Source organism: Anaeromyxobacter sp. K (assembly GCF_000020805.1).
In the GTDB taxonomy this organism is placed as follows: domain Bacteria; phylum Myxococcota; class Myxococcia; order Myxococcales; family Anaeromyxobacteraceae; genus Anaeromyxobacter; species Anaeromyxobacter dehalogenans.
This window is the reverse complement of record NC_011145.1, coordinates 4,484,404-4,507,145: the sequence shown is the minus strand read 5'-3', so window position 1 is coordinate 4,507,145 and position 22,742 is coordinate 4,484,404. Positions and strand designations below refer to the sequence as shown.

At 76.9% G+C, this 22,742-nt stretch carries 14 protein-coding genes and 1 pseudogene; 5 read left to right on the top strand and 10 right to left on the bottom strand.

Annotation, left to right across the window (positions count from 1 at the left end):
* Positions 1-277: 277 nt before the first annotated feature.
* The 3 genes and pseudogenes from pabB to ANAEK_RS23485 all read left to right on the top strand — a co-directional run.
* Entirely contained in the window at positions 278-1,759 is a 1,482-nt protein-coding gene (pabB, locus tag ANAEK_RS20065) for an aminodeoxychorismate synthase component I (protein WP_012527953.1), read from the top strand.
* Positions 1,756-2,391, top strand: coding sequence for an aminotransferase class IV family protein (locus tag ANAEK_RS20060; RefSeq protein ID WP_012527952.1), 636 nt, complete (start codon positions 1,756-1,758; stop codon positions 2,389-2,391). The genes pabB and ANAEK_RS20060 overlap by 4 nt, the downstream gene beginning before the upstream one ends.
* A 377-nt stretch (positions 2,392-2,768) precedes the next feature.
* Positions 2,769-3,977 (top strand): annotated as a pseudogene (locus ANAEK_RS23485) (mechanosensitive ion channel family protein); the annotation flags it as partial.
* A 349-nt stretch (positions 3,978-4,326) separates the two neighbouring features.
* Here the strand turns inward: ANAEK_RS23485 and ANAEK_RS22855 are convergent.
* From ANAEK_RS22855 to ANAEK_RS20035, 6 genes are all read right to left on the bottom strand, one after another.
* Positions 4,327-6,045 (bottom strand): radical SAM protein, encoded by a 1,719-nt coding sequence (locus tag ANAEK_RS22855; RefSeq protein WP_012527950.1) that lies wholly within the window; start codon positions 6,043-6,045, stop codon positions 4,327-4,329.
* 56 nt (positions 6,046-6,101) lie between these two features.
* Positions 6,102-6,647, bottom strand: coding sequence for a hypothetical protein (locus ANAEK_RS20050; RefSeq protein ID WP_012527949.1), 546 nt, complete (start codon positions 6,645-6,647; stop codon positions 6,102-6,104).
* A 173-nt stretch (positions 6,648-6,820) separates the two neighbouring features.
* A complete protein-coding gene (locus ANAEK_RS20045; RefSeq protein ID WP_012527948.1) occupies positions 6,821-7,435 on the bottom strand; it encodes a hypothetical protein in 615 nt (204 codons plus the stop codon).
* Positions 7,432-7,599 carry a hypothetical protein gene (locus tag ANAEK_RS23190; RefSeq protein ID WP_012527947.1) on the bottom strand — a complete coding sequence of 56 codons (168 nt, stop codon included), beginning with the start codon at positions 7,597-7,599 and terminating at the stop codon, positions 7,432-7,434. Before ANAEK_RS23190 ends, ANAEK_RS20045 begins: the two co-directional genes overlap by 4 nt.
* Positions 7,600-8,167: 568 nt before the next feature.
* A complete protein-coding gene (locus ANAEK_RS20040) occupies positions 8,168-8,812 on the bottom strand; it encodes an HD domain-containing protein (RefSeq protein ID WP_012527946.1) in 645 nt (214 codons plus the stop codon).
* A 218-nt stretch (positions 8,813-9,030) separates the two neighbouring features.
* Complete coding sequence (locus ANAEK_RS20035) at positions 9,031-9,555, bottom strand: SEC-C metal-binding domain-containing protein (protein ID WP_012527945.1); 525 nt, start codon at positions 9,553-9,555, stop codon at positions 9,031-9,033.
* A 172-nt stretch (positions 9,556-9,727) separates the two neighbouring features.
* Between ANAEK_RS20035 and ANAEK_RS20030 the strand changes: the two genes are divergently transcribed.
* Positions 9,728-10,051 carry a hypothetical protein gene (locus ANAEK_RS20030; protein ID WP_012527944.1) on the top strand — a complete coding sequence of 108 codons (324 nt, stop codon included), beginning with the start codon at positions 9,728-9,730 and terminating at the stop codon, positions 10,049-10,051.
* Positions 10,052-10,178: 127 nt separating this feature from the next.
* Here the strand turns inward: ANAEK_RS20030 and ANAEK_RS20025 are convergent, their stop codons facing one another.
* Both ANAEK_RS20025 and ANAEK_RS23665 read right to left on the bottom strand, forming a co-directional pair.
* Positions 10,179-13,514 carry a UvrD-helicase domain-containing protein gene (locus ANAEK_RS20025; RefSeq protein ID WP_012527943.1) on the bottom strand — a complete coding sequence of 1,112 codons (3,336 nt, stop codon included), beginning with the start codon at positions 13,512-13,514 and terminating at the stop codon, positions 10,179-10,181.
* Positions 13,511-16,813, bottom strand: a complete 3,303-nt coding sequence (locus ANAEK_RS23665; RefSeq protein ID WP_012527942.1) for a PD-(D/E)XK nuclease family protein — start codon at positions 16,811-16,813, stop codon at positions 13,511-13,513. Before ANAEK_RS23665 ends, ANAEK_RS20025 begins: the two co-directional genes overlap by 4 nt.
* A 247-nt stretch (positions 16,814-17,060) precedes the next feature.
* Between ANAEK_RS23665 and ANAEK_RS20015 the strand changes: the two genes are divergently transcribed.
* A complete protein-coding gene (locus tag ANAEK_RS20015) occupies positions 17,061-21,227 on the top strand; it encodes a DEAD/DEAH box helicase (RefSeq protein ID WP_012527941.1) in 4,167 nt (1,388 codons plus the stop codon).
* Positions 21,228-21,270: 43 nt separating this feature from the next.
* On the opposite strand, the gene sigJ is transcribed toward ANAEK_RS20015, so the two are convergent.
* Positions 21,271-22,212 (bottom strand): RNA polymerase sigma factor SigJ, encoded by a 942-nt coding sequence (sigJ, locus tag ANAEK_RS20010; RefSeq protein ID WP_012527940.1) that lies wholly within the window; start codon positions 22,210-22,212, stop codon positions 21,271-21,273.
* On the bottom strand, positions 22,209-22,682 hold the full coding sequence (locus ANAEK_RS20005; protein WP_012527939.1) for a DUF6223 family protein: 474 nt from the start codon (positions 22,680-22,682) through the stop codon (positions 22,209-22,211). The genes sigJ and ANAEK_RS20005 overlap by 4 nt, the downstream gene beginning before the upstream one ends.
* Positions 22,683-22,742: the final 60 nt, after the last annotated feature.

The window sequence follows — 22,742 nt, the reverse complement described above, 5'->3', positions numbered from 1 at the left end:
TGAGGTTGGCGCGCCCGCTCGCGGCGGCGGTCTCGTCTCGATTGGCTGGACGCATGTCGTTGAACCACGAGACAGGCGGCGCATTCCGGAGAAGATCGCCGCCGATCGGGGCGCGAACATTCCATCGCGGTGACGATGCGGCGACACGACGCGCTGACCCGCGAATCGGCCGGACCGAGCGTCGGCGCCGCGACCCGCGATCACCGCGCCCCGCACGCCGCGTCCCAGGTGCGGCGTCACCTCGCGCCCCGCGGTCGGGGCGTCGTAGAAGGCGCGGGTGCTCGCTCCGCGCGCGGTGACGTTCCGGGCCGAGGTCGAGGCGCTCGACCTCGGCGTCGAGGGGTTCGAGCGGTGCGTGGACGCGCTGCGGCGCCGGCCCGGGCTCGTCCTCCTCGACAGCCGCGTGGTGGACGGGCGCCTGGGCCGGTTCTCGTTCGCCTGCTTCGAGCCGTTCGCGACGCTGATCGCCCGCGACGGCCGGGTGGAGCTGCGGCGCTGGACCGGCGAGCGGGACACCCTCCGCGGCAAGGCGCTCGACGTCCTCGAGCGGCTCCTCTCGGCGCACCGCCTCGAGGTGGACGCGGGCGGGCTGCCCGCGCCGTTCGTGGGCGGGGCCGCCGGCTACCTCGGGTACGGGCTCGCCCGCGAGCTGGAGCGTCTCCCGCGCGCCGCCCGCGACGCGTCCGGCGCGCCCGACGCCGTGCTCGGCCTCTACGATCGCGTGCTCGTCCTCGATCGCGTGGCGCGCCGCACGCACCTCTCGTGCCTCGCGTCCCCCGACCTCCCCGGCCGCGCGCCCTTCGACGAGGTGCGGCGCGCGGTGCTCGAGGCCGCGCGGCAGGGCACCGCGGCGGTGGATGCCGCGCCGGAGCCGTCGCGCGCGGGAGGCGAACCGGTCGAGCCGGTCGAGTCGGACGAGGAGCCGCTGCTGCGCGACCTGACGCGCGAGGCGTACCTCGCGTCGGTGCGGCGCATCCAGGACTACGTCGCCGCCGGCGACGTGTACCAGGTGAACTTCACCGGGCGCTGGTTCGCGCCGGTGCGCGGGCGCGATCCCTGGGCGCTCCACCGCCGCCTCATGCGGCTCAACCCGGCGCCGTTCGCCGCCTGGCTCGGGTTCGACGCGGTGCAGGTGTCGTGCGCCTCGCCGGAGCGCTTCCTGCGCGTGGACGGCGCCGAGGTGGAGACCCGGCCCATCAAGGGGACCGCGCCCCGCGGGCGGACGCCGCAGGACGACGCGCGCCTGCGCGCGGCGCTGCTCGCGAGCGCGAAGGACCGCGCCGAGCTGGCGATGATCGTGGACGTCGCGCGCAACGACCTCGGGCGCGTGTGCACCCTCGGCTCGGTGCGGGTGGACGCGTTCCCGGAGGTCGAGCGCCACCCTTCGGTCCACCACCTCGTCGCCACGGTGCGCGGCCGGCTCGCGCCCGGGCGCGGCGCCTGCGACCTCCTGCGCGCCGCGTTCCCCGCCGCGTCCATCACCGGCGCGCCCAAGATCCGGGCCATGGAGATCGTGGAGGCGCTGGAGCCGGTCGCGCGGGGCGTGTACACCGGCAGCATCGGCTACCTCGGCTTCCAAGGCACCGCGGACCTGAACGTCGCCATCCGCACCCTCGTGGTCGCGGGCAGCGCCGTCCACCTCCACGCCGGCGGCGGCATCGTGGCGGACTCCGTGCCGGAGGCCGAGCACGACGAGGCGGAGCTGAAGGCGCGCAACCTCGTCCGCGCCGTGGCGGGCTGGCACGAGGTGGCGCGGTGAGCGGGCTCCTGCTGCTGGAGGCGCTGCGCTGGGAGCCGGCGGCCGGGTGGTCCCTGCTCGACCGCCACCTCGCGCGGCTCGCCGGCGCGGCGGCGCACTTCGGCCACCCCTGCGATCCGGTCGCGGTGCGCGCGGCGCTGGAGGGCGCGGTGGCCGGGATCGACGACGCGCGCAAGGTCCGGCTCGCGCTCGCCGCCGACGGTCGCCTCACCGTGGAGGCGCTGCCGCTGCCGTCCTCGCGGCCGCTCCGGGCCGCGCTCGCGCGCGACCCGGTGGACGCCGCGGACCCGTTCCTCCGGTTCAAGACCTCGCGCCGGGAGCCGTTCGAGCGCGCCCGCGCCGGGCGGCCCGGGGCCGACGAGGTCGTCCTCTGGAACGAGCGCGGCGAGCTCACCGAGACCACCACCGGCAACCTGGTGCTGGAGCGCGGCGGTCGCCGCGTCACCCCGCCGCTCACGGCCGGGCTCCTGCCCGGCACCTTCCGCGCGCACCTGCTCGAGGCGGGCGAGCTCGCCGAGGCGGTGCTCACGGTCGCCGACCTCTCGCGCGCCGGGCGGATCTGGCAGGTGAGCTCGGTCCGCGGCTGGGTGGAGCTGAGGCTCGACGTGCGCGCAGCCGACGTCACGCGGTGAGGGGAACGGGCCCTGGCCCGGCGGCCCGGCGTCGCGCCGGCCCGTCGCGCGGATCGGCCCACGCCGGCCCACCTTGGCGCCGCCCCGAGTTCGTGCTGTGCTGCCGCGCCGTGAACGTCTCGCGAACGGTGACGGTGGTCCTGCTGGTGCTCCTGCTCGGCGCGGTCGGCGCCGGGCTCTTCCTCACGCGCGATCGCGGCGCGCCCGACGCCGGCGCGGCCGGCCCGACGCCTGCGGGCGCGGCCGGTGCGCCGTCGGCCGGCGGCGGCGCGCCCGGGCAGGGGAGCGTCCGCGGCGGCGGACCCGGCAACGCACCGGCCGGCGCGCCGGGACAGGGCCCGGGCGGCCAGCGGCCGCGCCGCACGCGGCTCGTGGACATGCGGCCGCTCCTCACCGCGAAGCAGCTCTCCGCGTACGCGACCACGCCCGAGGAGCAGGAGCTGTCGCGCCAGGCCGAGCGGCTCGCCGACCACGCCATCGACCTCGCCTTCGCGGTGGCGATGCGCGACGCCGCCGAGAGCGTGCCCGAGCAGACGCCGGAGCTGAAGGCGCTCGCCGAGGCGCGGGCCCGGGCGCAGGCGGCGGTGGACGCGGCCGAGGGGCGGGTGGCGGCGCTCGAGGCCAGGGTGAAGGCCGCGCCGGAGCGTGAGCGGGTGGAGCTCGAGGACCAGCTCGAGGTGGCGCGCGCCGAGCTGGAGCTCGAGAACAACGAGCTCGCCTCCGCCACCGACCAGCTCCAGCGCGCCGGCGGCGATCCGCAGGTGCGCATCCGCCGGCTGCGCGAGGTGTACGACGCCGCGCAGAAGGAGCCGCGGCCGCCGGTCGCGGCGGTGCCCGCGACCGCGCCGAGCCTGCTCGCGCGCTGGCGCGTCTGGGGCTGGCACCGGGCGAAGGCGGCGCAGCTCGCGGCCGCGCAGGCCGACATCCAGGATCGCGCCCAGCGGCTCGCGAAGCGCCGCGACGACCTCGTGGCGCGGAAGAAGCGCGAGGCCGAGGAGCGCGAGGCCGCGAAAGCGTCGGCCGCGCGGGTGGCCGCCGGCGAGGCGGCCGCGGCGGATCGCGCCGCGAAGGCCGAGGCGGTGAAGGCGCTCCAGCGCTTCAGCGACGACCAGCGCCGCCTCGCCACCATCGGCCGGCGGCTGCAGGACCTGAACGAGCTCTCCGACACCTACGGCCAGTGGCGCGAGGTGGTGCACGGCCACGTCCGCGCCGCGCTGCACCGGCTGCTGTGGGGCCTGCTGGGCCTGCTCGCGGTGGTGGCGGCCGGGTTCGGGCTCGGCGAGGCGGTGGACCGCTTCTTCCGCAAGCGCGCGAAGGAGCGGCTGCGGGTCGAGACCGTGCGCACCGTGGCGCGCCTGGGCGTGAACGTGGTCACCGTGCTCGTGGCGCTGTTCGTCCTGTTCGGCGCGCCCGGGCAGGCCACCACCGTCCTCGGCCTCGCCGGCGCCGGCCTCACCGTCGCGCTGAAGGACTTCATCGTCGCGTTCTTCGGCTGGTTCATCCTCATGGGCCGCAACGGCATCCGCGTCGGCGACTGGGTGGAGATCAAGGGCGTGGGCGGCGAGGTGGTCGAGATCGGGCTCTTCCACACCGTGCTGCTCGAGACCGGGAGCTGGAACGACGCCGGCCACCCCACCGGCCGCCGCGTGTCGTTCGTGAACTCGTTCGCCATCGAGGGCCACTACTTCAACTTCTCCACCTCCGGCCAGTGGATGTGGGACGAGCTGCGGCTGCTGGTCCCGCTCGGCCGCGACCCGTACCCCGTCATCGACGGCGTGCAGCACCTGGTGGAGAAGGAGACCGAGGCGAACGCCAAGGCGGCGGAGACCGAGTGGCGGAAGACCACCTCGCGCTACGCGGTGCAGAGCTTCTCGGCCGTGCCCGGCATCCAGGTGGTGCCGGCCGCGAACGGCATGGAGGTGGTGGTCCGCTACATCACCCGCGCCAGCCAGCGCCACGACGCGCGCCAGCGCCTGTACCGCGCCGTGCTCGAGCTGATGCACGGCCCCCGGGCGGCCGGGCCGGCCTCGCCGCCGGGCGCCGCCGGGCCGGGCGCTTCGCGCTGAGGAGCGCGCGGGGCCGCGGCGCGTCGTGGCCGTTGTCGGCCATGACCTCGCGCAGCCGGCCGGCGAGCTCGAGGTCCGCCTCGCGGGCGCGGCGGGCCAGCTCGAGCAAGGCCGGCCAGGCGGCCACGCACCCGTCCAGCGAGCGGGCCTCGAGCACGTCGAGCGCGCGCCGCACCGCCGAGATCGCGATCGCGTTGCCGTCCGCCGTGAGCGCGCGGATCGCGGCGCGGTAGGCGCGGGTGCCGTCGCTCGCGCCGCCGAAGCGGGTCGCGAGCTCGAGGTCGAACGCCGCCATGCGGCTCGCGCTCACCAGGCCGGCCGGCCCGAAGTTGCGCTCGTGGAACGCCTCCGACAGGAACCCCTGGAGCAGGTCCAGCCGCGGGTCCCGGAACGCGTAGTCCGGCGCCGCGTCCGTGCCCGCGAGCCGGCCCTCGGCCGCGAGCCGCGCCGCGATCGCGGTCCCGACGTACGGGAACATCTTGGTGAAGTGGACCGACGCGTCGCCGCGGCGGCCCAGGTCCTCGAGGAAGCCCACGCTCTCCCGCACCGACGCGAAGGTGGAGTCCGGGTCGAGCAGCATGAAGCCGTAGTCGAACGCCAGCCGCAGGCGGCGCAGCAGCGCGACCCCGCGCCGCACGTCGCCCACCGTGAAGCGCTTGTTGCACGTGCGCAGGCCCTGCTCCGAGCCCGACTCGATGCCGAGGTACACCCACGTCAGCCCGACCCCCCGGAGCCGGCGGAGCAGGTCCGCGTCGAGGTCGTCCACGCGGCAGGAGATGCGCCAGGCGATGCGCCGGCCGAGCCGTCGCGCCTCCAGCTCGTGCGCGAACGCCTCGATCCACCCGCGCGCCCGCGGGCCGCGGGTGGCGAGGTCGTCGTCCTTGAAGATGAAGACCCGCACGCCCTTCCCGTCGTGCAGCGCCTGCATCTCGTCCGCCACGTTCGCCGGCGAGCGGGTGCGCCGGCGCGGACCCGGCGGCTCGCCGTAGAACGTCTGGACCGAGCAGAACGAGCAGTCGTAGTAGCAGCCGCGGCTCGCCACCAGCGAGGCGATGCCCACGCCGCGGGCGGCGAGCGTCTCGCGCCGGCGCACCGGGAACGGCAGCGCGTCGAGCTCCGGCACGAGCGGCCGCGCCGGCGTCGCGACGGGGACGCCGCGTTGGCGGAACGCGAGGCCGGGGATCTCGCGCCAGCGCGCCGGCTGGTCCAGCGCGCGCACCAGCTCGAGCAGCGTGAGCTCGCCCTCGTGGCGGACCACCGTGTCCAGCCCAGGGACCAGCGCCAGCGTGCGCTCCCAGGCGAGGCTGGGGAAGTGGCCGCCCATGGTGAAGTGGGCGGTGACGCCGTTCGCGCGAAGGTACGCGACGAGGTCGGCGAAGTCCGGGAGCATCCCCTGGAAGATGAGCGAGAACCCCACCAGCCGCGGACGGCGCGCGCGCAGGTAGGCGAGCAGCTCCCGGCGGACGCCCGCGCGGTAGGGCGCGAGGGCCACCTTCACGCCCGCCTGCGCGAGGTAGGCGGCGAGGTACCGCAGGCCGAGGTTCTCCTCGTCCTCGTAGCCGACCAGGACGACGTCGCAGCCCGCCATCGCCGCCTCCGCGCGTCGGGGCAGGAGCGGCTCGCCCGCCGCTGCCCCGCCTCGAGCTACCGCGCCGCCTCGATCGCGACCGCCGAGGCGTTCAGGTACTCGATGGTCTGCTTCAGCGCCGCGACGCGGTGGTCACGGACGAACCGGAGGAAGTCGATGGGGCGCAGCTCGGGCGGCGGGTCGCCCGGATCGAGGTGCGGCGGGAGCCGGGCCGGATCGATCTGCAGCTTGTCCGGGAAGCGCGCCAGGAGCTTGAACTCCTCCTCGGTGAGCTCGAGCTGCTCCTGCATCGCCCTCGCCGCGGCGCGGATCCGGCGCACCCGCAGGTCGGCCATCTGCTTCAGGGCGGCGGCGTCGAGCGCGCCGCGATCGATGCGGCCGAACAGCGAGTCGCGCCAGCTCCCGAAGCCCGGGCCCGGGTCCGCCACCGGTCCGAAGTGCCAGCCTCCGGCCCAGGGCCCGCGCAGGCCCGCGATGCCGCCGGCCAGGGCCTCCGGGCCCGGGTCCGGGATGGGGCCGAACACCGGGTGCAGCCCGCGGGTCGGGACCTTCGCCCTGCGTGACGCCTTCCGCGTGGCCCGCGCCTTCTTCCTCGTCGCCATGGTCTCCCCCTTTGCTGCCGGTGCATCGCGGCGACGCTAGCAGGATCACTCTGCGTCGAAACGACGGCCACTCGGGGTGCTCCGAGCGTACCAGCACGGAATGTCGCAGCCAGCGCCGCGCCGACCCGGAGGAGGGAGCCGCACGCACCGCGGAGGCGCGGCCGGGCGGCCGCTCACGCCGACGCCGGCCCCGGGATCGCGAACGGCAGCTCGCCGTCGCCGAGCGCGGACGCCTCGAGGCGGGCCCGCTCCGCGGTCGTGGCGTCGCCCGCCTCGCGGGCCGCGCGGCCCAGCAGCTCCCAGGCCTCGCGCGCCGCGGGGTGGAGCAAGGTCACCGCGTCGAGCAGCGCCCGCGCCTCCGCGGCGTGGCCCTTCGCCAGGTGGAAGCGCGCCATGGCGAGGTGCGCCCCCACGTCCGCCTCGTCCGAGCGCTGCAGCAGCGCGTAGAGGCGCGGCGTGGACGGATCGTCCGCGTCGCGCTCCGGGTCGGCCAGCGCCGCGCGGAGGTGTCGGCTGATGAGGTCGAAGGAGTGGCGGAACGGCGGCGCCAGCGGGTCCTTCGCGATCGCGGTGGTGATCTGCTCGAACGCCATCTCCAGCTCCCCCGTGTAGTCGGCCGCCACCGCGCAGGCCCAGTGCAGGTGCGCCGAGTCGAGGCCCGCCTGGCGCGCCTCGGCGAACAGGCCGCGGTAGATCTCGAGCGCCTCCGGCGCGCGCTGCTCCTCGACGAGCTGGTAGGCGCGACGCAGCTCGGCGAGGATCCGGCTCGTCGTCTCCTTCGCGGTCATCGAGCTCCCCCTTCCTCGGTGGTGCCGGGGCGCGTGGCGCGCGTCGGACGGTGGAGCGCGCGGGCGCGCGCGATGGCGGCCGCGGCGCCGTCGAGGTCGCCGCGGCGGATGCAGTCGCAGGCCATCGCGAGCAGGCCGGCGACGCCCAGCGTGTAGGGCTGCATGCTTCGCTCCTTTCCCGGGACGCAATGGTCCCGCGCCGCCCGCGATGCGGGCGGATAGGTTTGGATTGATCGCGTGGGCCGCCGGACAGGCTCAGCCTACCCGGCGGGCGGACACGTCCGGCCGCGCGCCCGCGAGGGGCGGCGGCGGGCGCGGCGGTTCACGGGACGGCCGGAGCCACCCCGGGGACGCGCCAGACCGCTGGGATTACGTCGTCTTCTCGGGGGTCGTCATGGGTCCTCCATCGCAGGCGGCATTGCCACAACCCCGGTCGATGCCGACCGGGAGCTGGCCGAGGGTCTCAGGGCCGCCGCCCTCGCCTCGTCTTGATGGAATGGGGCCAAACGTCATCGAACGAGCGAGAACATTGCCACGGATTGCGCGGAAAGTCAATGTCGGGTGCTCGCGGGGCGGCGCGGGCGCCCGCCGTGCCTCACGCCGTCTCGGGCAGCAGCACCAGCTCCGAGGTGATGGCGATGGCCGGGGAGAGGTGGTCGGCGCGCGGATCGTGGCCGCGCGTGCGGCGAGGGGCGCTGGCCGGGCCTCGCGGGCTGAGTGCGCCGGGCGCGCTCAGGCCTGCACGGCCGACAGCGCCAGGCAGCCGAACTGCTCCGCGAGCGCGACGCGGTCGTCCACCTCGCAGTCGACCGCGGCGTTCGCCATCTCGTCGAGCGTGGCCTCGAGCGCGACCGCGATGCTCCCGACCCCGGCGCGCGCCAGGGTGGCCGCGAGCGCGGTGTAGTACCAGAGCGAGCCGCTGCGGCCGCCGGGCAGGTGCGACCAGGCCTGCGAGCCGCGCGTGCGCAGGTCGGTGACGATGGCGCGCGCGTCGTCGAGCTTGTCGGCCGCCGCCACCAGCAGGATGTCGCGCGGCGTGGTGGCGAGGCGCGCGAGGTAGGCCTCCTTGCGCGCGCGCCAGGCCGGCTCGGCGCTGTCGAACGCGTCGCGGCAGCCCGCCACCAGGTCCGCCACGCGGGCGCCGAACGCCTCGCGGATCGTCTCGAGCGTCGCCCGCGCGTCGCCGTCGGCGGCCACGCCGTGCAGCAGCGCGGCGATGGCCTGGTCCTCGTCGCCCCCGAAGTGCAGCACGTTCGCCGCCGCCCCCAGCAAGTGCGTGAGGTACGGCGCGCCCGAGCCGGGCCGCTCCTGGCTCGCGTGGAGCTCGTGCGCCTTCGCCACGGCGGAGATGAAGCGCTGCGTGAGGGGGACGTTCACCGATGCACCTCGGGTCCAGTGGCCCAGCGCCAACACGAGTAAGACACGCCGCCGCGGATGTCAGTCACATGATCCCCGCGGGTGCGTCGCGAACCACCGGGAAACCAGGGGCGCGGTGGGTGGCTCGCGGGGCCGCGCGCGAACGCTGCGCGCCGGACCCACACCGCCGGGCCGGGCGTCCGCGGGACGGACGGTCACCCAGCGTGAACGCCGGCCCGTCAGCGCGCCGCCCGCTCGTCCTCGGCGAGGTGGCACCGCTTGTACTTCCGACCGCTGCCGCACCGGCAGGGGTCGTTGCGGCCCGGCCGCGGCGCGCGGACGGCGGGCGCGCGGTGACGGTCGGCGCTCCGCGCGTCCTGCTGTGCCCGGAACCAGGCGTCGCTCGCGAGGAAGCCGTCGATCCCGGCCTGCTGCTCGATGGTGACGCTCCCTCCCAGGTCGCGGATCGCGTTCGCGACGGCCACGAGATCCACCCACGCGCAGAGCGGGCAGTCGGCGACGGGCCGGACCGTGAGCCGATCGAGCGCGCGGGACAGGTGCTCGACGGCGCGCGCGTCGCCGTGCTCGGTCAGGCAGGCCGCGCCAGGCTGCGGGTTCTCGTCGACGAGGCGGAGGAGCGCCCCGAGGACGCGCTGGTCGCTCGAGCGGGTTCCCAGGATCCTCCACGCGAGCAGGACGCGTTCGTCGGGGTCGTCGCAGCGCTCGAACTGGGTGAGGAGCCGGTCCAGCGTCGGTTCGGTCATGTGGGCCTCGCGGGGCAGGGTGAGGTCCGCGCCGCGGACCCGCGTCCGCGTGGCGGCCGACCGCCGGGGCCAGGATCGCGTCAGGACGCGGAAACCCCGGCGGTCGAGCGCACCGGTAGCAACCGGCGTGCACGGCGACCCGATGTCGGATGTCCGGTGTATCGGTGGGACCATGCCCCGCCGCCCCCGCGCCCTCCGCGACGCCATGGCCGACCGGCCGCAGACGCCCTACCTGCCGGACGGGCGCCTCGATCCCAGGGAGTGGGAGATCGCCTGCACCGCCTGCAACGCGCTCCAGCTGGCGGTGCTCCCCGACGAGCCGTGGTTCGTGAAGGCGCGCCCGGTCGAGGTGCGCGGGCAGGGCGTCGAGCTCGAGGTGGTGGTGCGCTGGCTCTCGCCCGAGGTCGTCGAGAAGGTCCCGGACCGGGTGGACGGCTACCTCGTCGAGATGGTGCTCGAGTCCGACCTCGCCGACGAGGAGCACACGCTGCACTGAACCTGGCGCTCGGGGTTCGACGCGCTCAGCCCGAGCGGCTTCCCGGCGCCGCTCACCCTGAGCGACCTTCCGGCCGATCACCCTGAGCGAGGCGAGCCGAAGTCGAAGGGCGAGCGGCGGACGCCGCCTACACCCAGCGGAGGCCGCCGTCCGCGGTGAAGAGCAGCCCCGCGTCCACCGCGCCCTCCCGCGCCACGCCCAGGCCGACCAGGATCCGCGCGTAGCCCCGCACCTGCTCAACGTAGGCCGCGTGCGATGCGTGCACGTCGCCGGCGGGCGGGGCGTCGGTCTTGAAGTCGACGACCACGACGCGGCCGCCGCGGACGCCCAGCAAGTCCACGTAGCCCTGGACGAGCTTCCCGTCCCCCGCGAGCGCCACCGGGTACTCGAGCTGCAGCTCGGACCCGGGCGCGCGGCGCAGCCCCGCCTGCTCGAGCGCGGCGAGCGCCCGGGCCACGTCGTCGGCCGCCTCGGCGCGCCGCTCGGAGAGGCCGGTCGCGGCGGCGGCCCGCGCGACGGCGGCAGCGGGCGCGAGCGCCGGGCCCCGGAGCGCGAGCCCGATGGCCAGGTGGACCGTGTCGCCGAACACGCGGCCGTAACGGCTGGCGCGCTCCGGCCTGGGCGCGCCCGCCTCGCCGGGCCGCTCCGCCGCCTCTACCAGCGCGTGCGCCTCGCCGGTGACGGACGCCGGCGCGAACCGCGGCCGGGCCGCGTCCGCGCTCGCGGACCGCCAGGCCGCCCTCACCTCGGCGGCGAGCGCGGAGCCGTCGGTCGGCGGCCGCGGCGCGGGGGCGGGGTGCTCGCGGGCCCAGGCCGGCTCCGCGCCGATCAGGTACGGCTCGAGCGTCTCCACCGGCGCCGCCGGCTCGCCGGAGACGAGCCGGCCGGTGATCCACTCCGGGTCCGGCTCGCCCGCGACCGGCAGGACCAGCAGGTCGCGCGCGCGGGTCGCGGCCACGTACACGAGGCGCAGCCGCTCGGCGTCGAGGTACCGCTTCTCGCGGCCAGCCACCTCGCCGCCCTCCGGCTCCTCCCACTCGAGCCCGTCGAGCGCGACCGCCCAGGCCTCGCCGGTGCGGTCCACCACGAACGGCGCGCGCACGTCGCGGGCGGCCAGGTTCGCGCACCCGTCCCAGAGGACGACCACCGGGAACTCGAGCCCCTTCGCCTGGTGCACCGTGAGGATCTGCACCGCGTCGGTCCCGACCGGCCGCGGCGGATCGAGCTGGACCGCGTCGTCCACCCACGCGCGCAGCCGCGCGGTGGCCGCGTCGTAGTCGAGCCCCTCGGCGGCGACGGCGTCGAGCACGAGGCAGAGCTCGCGGAGCGCCTCGAGCCGCTGCGCGCCGTTCGGCCCGAGCGCGGCGGCGCGGCCGAACGCGGTCCGCTCCAGCAGGTCGCGGGCGGTCGCCCCCGGCGAGCGATCGAGCCGGGTCCGGCGGAGCTCGCGAACCACCGCCTGCGCCGCGCGCGCGCGGAGCACGCCCGCGTGCGTGGACGCGGGGTCGGCGGCGCGGGCCCGGGCGAGGTCGTCGTGGTCCACCGCGAAGAACGGCGGGCGCAGCAGCGCCGCCTGCGCGACCCCGTCGTCGCGGTCCGCGAGCGCCCGCAGGCCGAGCAGGAACTGCTGGTGGAGCGGATCCTCGAGGAACAGCGTCCCGCCCCGCGCCGCGTACGGCACGCCCAGGCGGTCCAGCTCGGGGAAGAGGAGCGGCAGGTTGCCCGTGGCGGTGACGAGCACGGCGACGTCGCCATAGCCGGCGGGCCGCGGCGCGCCCGTCGCCGGGTCCACGATGGTCCGCCGCTTCCCCTCGATCAGCCAGCGGAGCCACGCCGCGAGCGCCTTCGCCTCGGTGGCGCGCAGCTCGGGCTTCTTGCCGGACTCCGCCGCGAGCGGCAGGACCTGCACGGCGCTGGGCGCGCCGCCCTCGCGGCCCGCGAGCAGCGGCTCGTTCGCCACCGTCCCGGCCTCCGGGTCGAACACCGGCGCGTCGCCGGCCGCCTTCCCGAGCACGCCGTCGAACGTCCCGTTCAGCCACCGGACCAGCGCCGGCTCGCAGCGGAAGCTGGCCTTCAGCTTCGCGACCACGTGGGGGCCGCGCTCGACGATGGCCCGCACCGCCGCGTACACGCCGATGTCGGCGCGGCGGAAGCGGTAGATCGACTGCTTGGGATCGCCCACGATGGTGAGCTTGCCCGGCACCAGCCGGACGTCGCGCCAGTCCCCGGCCACCGCGCCCTGCTCGCAGAGGTACAGGACCACCTCGGCCTGGAGCGGGTCGGTGTCCTGGAACTCGTCCACCATCACGTGGTCGAACAGCGCCTGGTACTCCGCGCGCACGGCGCGGTCGCGCTGCAGCAGGTCGCGCAGCTCGAGCAGCAGGTCGAGCTGGTCCACCGCGCGGTGGCGCGCCTTCACCCGCTCGTACATCGCCACCACCGCGGGCGCCGCGGCGACGAGCCGGCGCGCCAGCCAGCGGGCGAACGGGCGGAGCAGGTCGTCGCGGAGCGAGCCCTCGCGGAGCGCCTTCTTGCCGTCGTCGCCGAGGAACGCCTTGTAGAGCGCCCAGCCCGCGCGGTCGTCCCCGAAGTCCGCCTTCATCCCGAGCTTCCGGTAGGGCGCGCACCGCAAGAGCTCCTTCAGGACGAGGACCGGGTCCTCCTCGCCGCGGATCCGCTCGAGCCGCCGCCGCGTGGCGGCCACCCACCGCGAGCCGGTGCCGTCGCCGCTCGACTCCGCGGCGTAGCCGAGGAACTCGTCGGCGAGGTCGCGGAACTTCCCGAGGTCCGGCCGCCGGGCCGCCGGGACCACCGGCGGGACGTCGCGCGTGTGCACCAGCGCCTCGACGAGGCAGTCGAGCCCGGGGACGACGCCGTGGTCGTGCACGCGCCGCTCGGCGCGAACGCCGGCGCGCAGCGCGTCGAGGAATGCCGACTGCGCCGCCGCCGCGAGCTCCGGCTCGAGCCCGGGGAGCTCGTCCGCGAGCGTGCCCGCCTCGACCGCGTGCAGGAACGCCGCGAACGCCTCGTCCACCAGCGGCGCGTCGTCCTCCACGATGTCGTACGACGGCGAGAGCCGCGCCTCCACCGGCCGGAGCCGCAGGAGTCGGTCGGCGAAGGAGTGGATGGTGCCCACGTGCGCGGTGTCGAGCGCGGAGAGCGCGTCGGCGAGGCGCCGGCGCCGGAGATCGGTGAGGTCGGCCCGGGCGAGCGCGCGCAGGAGCGCCTCGCGGATGCGGAGCCGCAGCTCGCCCGCCGCCTTGCGCGTGAAGGTGACCGCCGCGATGCGGCCGAGCGGGAGCGCGGGCCCGTCGTCCTCGGGCGCGACCCGCTCCACCAGGCGCGCCACGAGCAGGGTGGTCTTGCCGGTCCCGGCGCCGGCGTCGGCGATGACGTTCTCGTCGCGGGCGTGGATGGCCCGGTCGCGGTCGGCCTGGTCCGGTGCGGGCTTCCGCGGGCTCATTCCTCGTCCCCCTCGTCCAGCTTCAGCGCGCGGAACCGCGCGAGCGGCCCCTCCTCGACGCCCGCGAGCGCCTCGCGGGCGCGCCGGGTCGCGCCGCTGCCGCAGACCACGTGGAACGGGCAGTAGGTGCAGTCGCCCTCGTCGGCGCTGGGCGGGAACGACCGCGCCGCGAGGAGGTGCGCCGCGGTCGCGAGCCACTCCGCCGTCGCCTGCTCGAGCGCGCCCGCGTCCGCGCGGAACGCGCGCTCCTCCACCTCGCCCCGGCCGCTCGCGTACGCGTATGCGCCCTGGACCTTCGCCGGCGTCTTCCACGCCGTCGCGAGCTTCCGCGCCGCGAGCTGGTACAGGCCGAGCTGCACGTCGCGGAGCGGCGTGGGGCCGGCCTCCTTCCCGGCGCGCGGGTGCGCCTTGCCGGACTTGAGGTCGCGCACCAGCGTCACGCCGCCCTCGACGTCCACGCGATCGATGTAGCCGTGGACGTGCAGCGTCTCGCCGTCCGCGTCCACCGAGAGCGGCGCCTCGGGGGTGCCGAACGGGAGCTCGACGCCGACGAACCGGCGCGGCGCTCCCTCCCAGTCGTAGGCCAGGAACTCGCGGAGCGCGTCATGCAGCCGCTCGCGCTCCTTCTGGCGGACGCCCTCGCCGACGAGCGGGACCTCGGAGAGGAGCCCGTCGAACGCGCGATCCGCCACCGCGCGCGCACGCGTCTGCCATTTCCCGATCGTCCCCTCGCGGCGCGAGAACGCCGCCCCGTGCTCCCGGTAGAACAGCTCCACCACGCGGTGGAGCAGGCTCCCGAACGAGAGCGGGTCGAGCTCGCGGAGCGAGGGCGCGCCGGCGGGCTCGTCCCAGCCGAGGATGCGCCGCATCAGGAACAGGCGCGGGCACTGCAGGAGCTGGCCGAGCGCGGAGGCGGAGATGGGGCGCTCCGGGGCGATGCCCGGGACGGGCGGGAACGGGCCGCCGATCTCGAAGACGCCGTCGGAGGGGCCGAGCGGGCCGGTGGGCGCGCGGAGCGAGGCGAGCCGCGCGAGGTCCACCACCGGCGCGCCGGTCCACTCGGGCGGGAGCTCCGGGGCGGTGCGGGCGACGCGGTCGAGCCAGCTCGCGTCGGAGATCGGGTGCGCGTCGCGGAACCGCGCGGCGGCGCTCGCGGCGGGCCGGAACGCGTCGCGGCGGAGGGCGGCGCCGTCCGGGACCGCCTCGGCGGGCTCGCCGGTCCCGGCGTGCGGGCGCGCGAGCGCGGCGGCGGCGTCGATGAAGATGGCGCCCGGCTCGCGCTCGGTCCGGGCCAGATCGACGCGGGGGGCGGAGAGCGCGACCGCATCCCGCGCGCCCCGCACCGCGGCCACGAGCGCGTGCACCTGGGCGGCCACGCGATCCTCGGCGCGCGGGACCACGCGGTCCGGCGCGGCACGCTCGAGCTGCTCGCGGAGCACGCCCGGCACCACCGGATCCTCGCGAGGCTGCGACGGGAGCACGCCCTCGCACAGGCCGATGACCCGCACCGCGCCGAAGCCGAGCCCCGCAGCGCCGGCCACCGTGCCGACGTACACCGCCGGCTCGCCGAACCGGCCGTGCGCGACCCGCAGGCCGAGCAGGTGGTCCTCGATGACCTGCAGCGCGTCGTCGCCCGAGAGCGCCTTGCCGAGGTTTCCCGCGCACGCTGGCGCGAGGGCCTCCCCGAGGCGCGCCGCGAGCGCCGCGCCCTCGCCCGGCGCGAGCAGCCAGCGCGCCAGGAAGCCGCCGAGCACGTCCGCGATGGCCGCGAGCGGCGCGCCGTCCACGAGCTTGCGGGCGACGCCCACCAGCGCGTCGAGCGCGGGCCGGATCGCGCGCAGGCTCTTCAGCGTGCGCTCGAGGCGCCAGCGCTCCCGCTCCGCGGAGTCGTCGTCCACGTGCACCTGCGCGAGCGCCGCCGTGAGCTCGCCGGCCCGGGCCGCGGCCCGCTCCGACCAGGCGAGCGCGCCGGCCGGGTGGGCCGGGTTGCCGCCGACGATCCCGAGGCCGAACGCGAGCTCCATCGCCTCGCCGTGGGTGAGGTGCGTGCGCTCGCCGTCGGCGATCCCGTCGAGCCGGAGCGCGGGCAGCACCGGCGCCAGCGTCTCGGCGGAGAGGTGCGAGCGGAGCGCGCGCAGGACCGCGAGGATGCGGGCGCCCGCCGCGGTGGAGATGGCCGGCAGCCCGCCCGCGACGAACACCGGGAGCGGCCCGCCGTCGAGCGGCAGCCGCGCCAGCCGATCGGCCACGAGCCCCGCCAGCGGGTCCTGCGCCGGCACGAGGACCGCGATCTCCTCGAGCGGCCGCCGCGCCTCCAGCACCTGGCGCGCGACCCACAGCGCGGTCGCCTCCAGCTCCCCCTCCACGCCCGCGTGCTCCTCGAGGTCCACCGTGCCGTCCGGCCCGCCGCTGCGCGGGCGCGCCGGATCCGCGAGCACCGCCGCGTCCGCGAGCAGGTAGGTGGCGAGGAGGTCGCGCTCCGTCGGCTTCTCTGCTCCACGTGAACCCGTCGAGCCACGAGCGGGCGCTTGGGCCGCGCGGTCCTGGGCTTCCTCCGCTCGTGATGAGCCCGTCGAGCCACGAGCGGCGAGCGCGCTCCGAACGTCGGCGCCGAAGTGCCGCGCCACCCGCTCCAGGTGCCGCTCGCCCATCGGCCGCGCCGTCTGCACCGCGAGCCGGACGGCCGGGATGGCCTGGAGGAAGCCCGCGTGTACCGCGTCCTCGTGGCCGGTCGCGAGCGCCAGCGTCGGACCGAGGAACGGCCACGCGCCCGGATCGCGGGCGAGGAGTGCGGCGGCCTCCCGAAAGATCCGCGCGGAGGAGAAGGAGGTCCCCGCGCTCTCCTCGACGCGCGACCAGAGCCGCGCGAGGTCGCGCGCCGCCGCCGGCTCGGCCGGGAGGTCCCGCGGGCCGAGGCCCGCCGCCTCGAGCTCGCCGATGGCGCTCGCGAAGGCCTCGTCCCAGCCGCGCGTCGTGCGGAGCAGGTCGAGGTCGAAGTGCTCGAGCGGCAGGTCCTCGTGGAAGAGCGCGAGGAGCCGGGCAGGGCGGAGGGCGCCCTCGCCAGGCGTGAACGCGACGCCCGCGGCCTGGAGCACCTCGATGGCGGCCGTGAGCGGCCCGAGGAATCGCGTCCCCGCGAGCACCCCCGCGCGCCCCGACCGCGCCAGCTCCCGCCGCAGCGCGTGTGCATGGCGCTCCGAGGGGACGAGGATCGTGCGCGACGGCAGCGGGCCCGAGGCCGGCAGCGCCGCCACCGCGTCCGCCCACTCGCCCAGCGTGTCGATGACGGTGACGTTCACGCGCGCCTCTGAGACCGATGGTACGCCCGGGGACCGACACGCCGGCGCCGCCCGGGCCCGCGTGGAAGGACACCGTAGCAGCCGGGCGGACAGGAGCCTTTGATCCCGGACGTCCGGTGAACGCGGCACGGCGCTTCGCGGCGCACGCCGGGGCGTTCGCCCCTGTCGGCCAGCGGGCGCCCGCTCGCTCGGGGGCCCGTCCACCGCCCGGCGGCGACTCCGCCCGCGGCCCCTTAGATCGCGGGGCGTGCTCGACACCTTCCACCCGGTGATCCGCGCCTGGTTCGCCGGCCGCTTCGGCGACCCCACCGAGCCGCAGGCCCTCGCCTGGCCCGAGATCGCCGCCCGCCGCGACGTGCTCGTCTCCGCGCCCACCGGCTCCGGCAAGACGCTCGCCGCGTTCCTCTCCGCCATCGACGGGCTCCTCCAGGATGGGCTCGCCGGGCGACTCGAGGACGCGACGCGCGTCGTCTACGTCTCGCCGCTCCGCGCGCTCGGGAACGACATCGCCCGGAACCTCGAGGCGCCGCTCGCCGAGCTCCGCGCCGCCGCGCGCGCGGCCGGGCTCGCGCCGCCCGACCTGCGCGTCGCGGTCCGCACCGGCGACACCACCGCGTCCGCGCGCCGCAGCCTGCTCTTGCGCCCGCCGCACCTCCTCGTCACCACGCCCGAGTCGCTGTACCTCCTCCTCACCGGCGAGCGCGGCCGCGAGACGCTCGCCGGCGTCGAGACGGTGATCGTGGACGAGATCCACGCGCTCGCCGGCGACAAGCGCGGCGCGCACCTCGCGCTCTCGCTCGAGCGGCTCGAGGCGCTGGCCCGGCGGCGGCCGCAGCGCATCGGCCTCTCCGCCACCGTGGAGCCGGTCGCCGAGGTGGCGCGCTTCCTGGTCGGCGCCGCGCGCGTCAGCCGCACCGGTCGGCCGCGCTGTGCGATCGTCGAGGTCGGCCGCCGGCGCGCCTTCGACCTCGCCATCGAGGTGCCGCGCGACGAGCTGTCGTCGGTCGCCTCGAAGGAGCTGTGGGCCGAGACCTACGATCGCGTGGCGGAGATCGTCCGCGCGCACCGCTCGACGCTGGTGTTCGTCGGGACCCGCCGGCTCGCCGAGCGGGCCGCGCACGCGCTCGCCGAGCGGCTCGGCGAGGGCGAGGTGGGCGCGCACCACGGCAGCCTCTCCCGGACCCGCCGCCTCGCCGCCGAGGAGCGGCTCAAGGCCGGCGCGCTCCGGGCGGTGGTCGCGACCGCCTCGCTCGAGCTCGGCATCGACGTGGGCGAGGTGGACGTGGTGGTGCAGCTCGGCTCGCCCGGCGCGCTCGCCACCGGGCTCCAGCGCATCGGCCGCGCCGCGCACGTGAAGGGCGGGACGCCCAAGGGGCGCCTCTTCCCCATGAGCCGCGACGAGCTGGTCGAGTGTGCCGCGCTCGTCCGCGGCCTGCGCCGCGCGCGGCTCGAGCCCGTCGCCGTCCGCGACGCGCCGCTCGACGTGCTCGCGCAGCAGGTCGTCGCCGAGGCCGCCTGCGGCGCCATCCACGAGGACCGGCTGTTCGAGCTGTGCCGCCGCGCCTGGCCGTACCGCGCGCTCGCGCGCGAGGACTTCGACGACGTGGTGCGCATGCTCTCGGAGGGCATCGCGACCTCCCGCGGCCGCGCCTCCGCGCTCCTCCACCGCGACGGCGTGAACCATCGGGTGACCGGGCGGCGCGGCGCGCGGATCGCAGCGCTCACCGGCGGCGGGACCATCCCCGACACCGCGCAGTACGCGGTGGTCGCCGAGCCCGAGGGCGCGGTGGTCGGCCAGCTCGACGAGGACTTCGCGGTCGAGAGCCTCGCCGGCGACATCTTCCTGCTCGGGACCACCTCCTGGCGCATCCGCCGCGTCGAGGCCGGCGTCGTGCGGGTCGAGGACGCCCACGGCGCGCCGCCCGGCGTGCCGTTCTGGAACGGCGAGGCGCCCGGGCGCAGCGGGGCGCTGTCGGCCGAGGTCTCCGCGCTGCGCGAGGAGCTCGAGCCCCGGCTCGCCGAACCCGCCGCCGCGGCCGCCTGGCTCGAGGCCGAGGCCGCGCTCCCCGCCGCCGGCGCGCGGCAGGTGGTGGAGTACCTCGCCGCCGGGCGCGCCATGCTCGGCGCGCTGCCCACCCAGCACACGCTCGTCGCCGAGCGCTTCTTCGACGAGGCCGGCGGGATGCAGCTCGTCATCCACGCACCCTTTGGCGCCCGCAGCAACCGCGCCCTCGGGCTCGCGCTCCGCAAGCGCTTCTGCCGGACCTTCGACTTCGAGCTGCAGGCCGCCGCCACCGACGAGGGCGTGCTCCTCTCGCTCGGCCCGCAGCACGCGTTCCCGCTCGAGTCGATCTTCTCGTACGTCACGCCCGCGACCGTGGACGAGGTGCTCACCCAGGCCGTGCTCCAGGCGCCCATGTTCGGCGTGCGCTGGCGCTGGAACGCGACGCGCGCGCTCGCCATCCCGCGGCTGTTCAAGGGCAAGCGCATGCCCCCGCCCATCGCGCGGATGCGCGCCGACGACCTGCTGTCGGCGGTGTTTCCCGCGCAGACCGCCTGCCAGGACAACGCGCCCGGCGGGCCGATCGAGGTGCCCGATCACCCGCTCGTCCGCGAGACGCTGCGCGACTGCCTCGGCGAGGCCATGGACGCGGGCGCGCTCCGGGCCGTGCTCGAGCGGATCGCCGCCGGCGAGGTCCGGCTCGTCGCCGTGGACACGCCCGAGCCGTCGCCGCTCGCGCACGAGCTGTTGAACGCGCGGCCCTGGGCGTACCTCGACGACGCGCCGCTCGAGGAGCGTCGTGCCCGGGCCGTGGCCGTGCGGCGCGCGCTCCCGCCGGCCGAGGCGGCCGCCGCCGGCGCCCTCGACCCCGCCGCCATCGCCGAGGTCGCCTCGCAGGTCTGGCCCGCGCCCCGCGACGCCGACGAGGTTCACGACGCGCTGCTCGACCTCGTGCTGCTGCCCGCCGGCGAGGCCGCCCCGTGGATGCCGTGGCTCGAGGCGCTGGCCGCCGCCGGGCGGGCGCGGACGGTCACCCATGGTGAACGGACCTGGTGGGCCGCCACCGAGCGGCTCGGGATCGCGCGGGCCGCCGCGTCCGGCACACAGGAGCCCGGCGCGCCCGAGGAGCCTCTCGTCACCCTCGTCCGCGGCTGGATGACCCACCTCGGTCCCGTCACCGCCGCCGGCCTCGCCCTACGCATCGGCCTCCCGCCCGCCGCCATCGACGCCTCCCTCGCCGCCCTGGAGGCCGAGGGCAGGGTGCTCCGCGGCACGTTCCTGCCCGAAGAGCCCTGGTCCCCCGACGCGCCCCACTGGTGCGAGCGCGGCGTGCTCGCCCGCATCCACCGGCTCACCATCGGTCGCCTGCGCCGCGAGATCGAGCCCGTCAGAGCCGCCGTGTTCCTGCGGTTCCTGGCGCGCTGGCAGCACGCCGCGCCCGGCACCCGGCTCCACGGCACGCACGGCCTGCTAGAGGTGATCGGCCAGCTCCAGGGCTTCCACGCCGCCGCCGGCGCCTGGGAGCGCGACCTCCTGCCCGCGCGCGTCCAGGGCTACGAGCCGCGCCTCCTCGACGCGCTGTGCACGTCTGGCGAGGTCGCCTGGGGCCGGCTGCACGTCGCGCCGCCGCAGGACGGCCTCCCCCCGCGCCGCCGCGGCGCGCCCACCCGCTCCGCGCCCGTGACGCTCGCGCTCCGCGAGGACCTGCCCTGGCTCCTCGACGGCATCGCGTCCGGCGCCGAGCCGCCGCCCCTCGGGACCATCGCGACCGAGCTGGTGGAGGCGCTCGCGCGCCGCGGGGCGTCGTTCGTCGGCGAGCTCGCCCAGGCCGTCCGCACCGACGCCGGCGAGGCCGAGGAGGCGCTCTGGGAGCTCGTGTCCGGCGGGCGCGTCACCTGCGACGGCTTCGCCGGCCTCCGCGCGCTCGTCGCGCCGCCACCCGGACACCGCCCCCGTCCCGCCGCCGCAGGCGGCCGCTGGGCGCTCCTGCGCGCCGGCCCGCCCGCGCCGGCCGCCGACGCCGATTCCCTCCCCGAGACCACGCTCGAGCCGCTCGCCCGCCAGTACCTGCGCCGCTACGGCGTCGTGTTCCGCGACCTCCTCGCCCGCGAGGCACGCCCGCCGCCCTGGCGCGACCTCGTCCGCGTCTACCGCACGCTCGAGGCCCGCGGTGAGATCCGCGGCGGCCGCTTCGTCGCCGGCTTCAGCGGCGAGCAGTTCGCCGTGCCCGACGCCGTCGACGCCCTCCGCGCCACGCGGCGGGACTCGGCGGAGGACGCGTCCCTGGAAGTCTCCGCCGCCGACCCGCTCAACCTCGCCGGCATCCTCACGCCCGGGCCGCGCATCCCTGCGGCGGCCGGCGGGCGAGTGGTGGTCGGCGGCGCACTCACCACGGAGCGGGCCGCGTCGTGAGGTCCGTGGGTCCAGGCGCCCCGGTCGCCGCCGCCGTCGGTCATCAGGTGCCCGGCGCCGCCGCGCCCGCCAGGTGCCGCAGCTTGTCGGGATTCCGGACGACGTAGAGCGCCCGGATGACGCCGTCCTCGATCTCGAACGCCGACGTCTGCACCGGGCCATCGGAGCCGTCCACCACCACGCCGGGCAGGCCGTTCACGATCGCGAAGCGCACCGTGAAGTCCTCGCGCCACCACTGACCCGGGCGCTTGCGCGTGGCTCCGACCAGGAAGCGCGCCGCGCGGTCGGCGCCCTCGACCACGTCCAGCGCCGCCGGCACCTTGCCGCCGCCGTCCGTCACCACGCGCACGTCGGCCGCGAGCAGCCGCATCAGCGCATCGACGTCGCCCGCCTGCGTCGCGGCCGCGAACGCGGCCATGAGGTGCGCGTGCTTCGCGTCCACCGTGCCCGGAGACGCCGGCGGCGCGGTCGGGCCGCGCGGCCGTGCCGCGCGCACGCGCGCCCGGGCGCGCGAGGCGAGCTGCCGGCACGCCGCCTCGCTTCGCTCCAGCGCCCGGGCGATCTCGGCGAAGGGGAGGTCGAACACGTCGTGCAGCAGGAAGGCGCTCCGCTCGAGCGGCGACAGGCGGTCGAGCGTCAGGAGCAGCGCGACCGACAGATCCTCGGCGAGCTCGGTGTGCGCGTCCGGCGTGAGCGCCGCCGCGTCGAGGACCGGCTCCGGCAGCCACGGACCCACGTATGCCTCGCGCCGTGCGCGCGCGGAGGTCAGCAGGTCGAGGCAGATGCGCGTCGTCGTGGTGATGAGGAACGCGCGCGCGTCCGCCACCTCCTCGCGGTCGGCCGCGTGCCAGCGCAGGTAGGTCTCCTGCACCGCGTCGGTGGCGTCGGCCATCGAGCCGAGCATGCGATAGGCGAGGCCGAGCAGGCGGCCGCGGTGCGGCTCGAAGCGCTCCGCCGGATTCGAGGTCGTGCTCATCGAGCTCATGTCATCTCGCGACCGGGCATGCGCCGCCGCGTACGGGCCAGCGCCAACCCACCGAGGGCCATGCCGATGAGTCCCACCACGACCGCCACGACCCCTCCAGCCAGCCCCTGGCCCGTGCCGAGGCCACCCTTCGCGCCGGCCACCACCTGCCCGCCGATCACGAGCCCGATGAGTCCCATCACCAGGGCCACGATGGCCCCGCGCCGTCCGTCACCCGCGCCCGGACGAGCAGCTGCGCGGGCCAAGGCTCGCCAGCCGGCGATCGCGCCGACCAGCGCCACCAGGATGCCGAGCTGCGCCGTGAGCCGCTGCGGCGTGAGCGTGTACGCCGCGACCCTGGGCTGCGGGTCCGAGGCCCACGCAGCTGCCGGTGCGGCGAGCACGACGGCCCCGACCCGCGCCGCGGCGGCCATGCAAGCGATCCGCGACCACAGCCGTGAAGCTTCACTGTTGCGTCCCGATCCGAACATGTCTCCTCCTGTCCGCGCTCGGACGGCGCAGGGCTCCGGGATGTGACATGGCGGTGAGAC

What these genes read in the sequence shown, in the direction of transcription:
- sigJ (WP_012527940.1), bottom strand. Translation starts at nt 22,212, where the DNA reads ATGAGCTCGATGAGCACGACCTCGAATCCGGCGGAGCGCTTCGAGCCG.
- ANAEK_RS20025 (WP_012527943.1), bottom strand. Translation starts at nt 13,514, where the DNA reads ATGAGCCCGCGGAAGCCCGCACCGGACCAGGCCGACCGCGACCGGGCC.
- ANAEK_RS20030 (WP_012527944.1), top strand. Translation starts at nt 9,728, where the DNA reads ATGCCCCGCCGCCCCCGCGCCCTCCGCGACGCCATGGCCGACCGGCCG.
- ANAEK_RS20035 (WP_012527945.1), bottom strand. Translation starts at nt 9,555, where the DNA reads ATGACCGAACCGACGCTGGACCGGCTCCTCACCCAGTTCGAGCGCTGC.
- ANAEK_RS20005 (WP_012527939.1), bottom strand. Translation starts at nt 22,682, where the DNA reads ATGTTCGGATCGGGACGCAACAGTGAAGCTTCACGGCTGTGGTCGCGG.
- ANAEK_RS20050 (WP_012527949.1), bottom strand. Translation starts at nt 6,647, where the DNA reads ATGGCGACGAGGAAGAAGGCGCGGGCCACGCGGAAGGCGTCACGCAGG.
- ANAEK_RS20045 (WP_012527948.1), bottom strand. Translation starts at nt 7,435, where the DNA reads ATGACCGCGAAGGAGACGACGAGCCGGATCCTCGCCGAGCTGCGTCGC.
- ANAEK_RS23190 (WP_012527947.1), bottom strand. Translation starts at nt 7,599, where the DNA reads ATGCAGCCCTACACGCTGGGCGTCGCCGGCCTGCTCGCGATGGCCTGC.
- ANAEK_RS22855 (WP_012527950.1), bottom strand. Translation starts at nt 6,045, where the DNA reads ATGGCGGGCTGCGACGTCGTCCTGGTCGGCTACGAGGACGAGGAGAAC.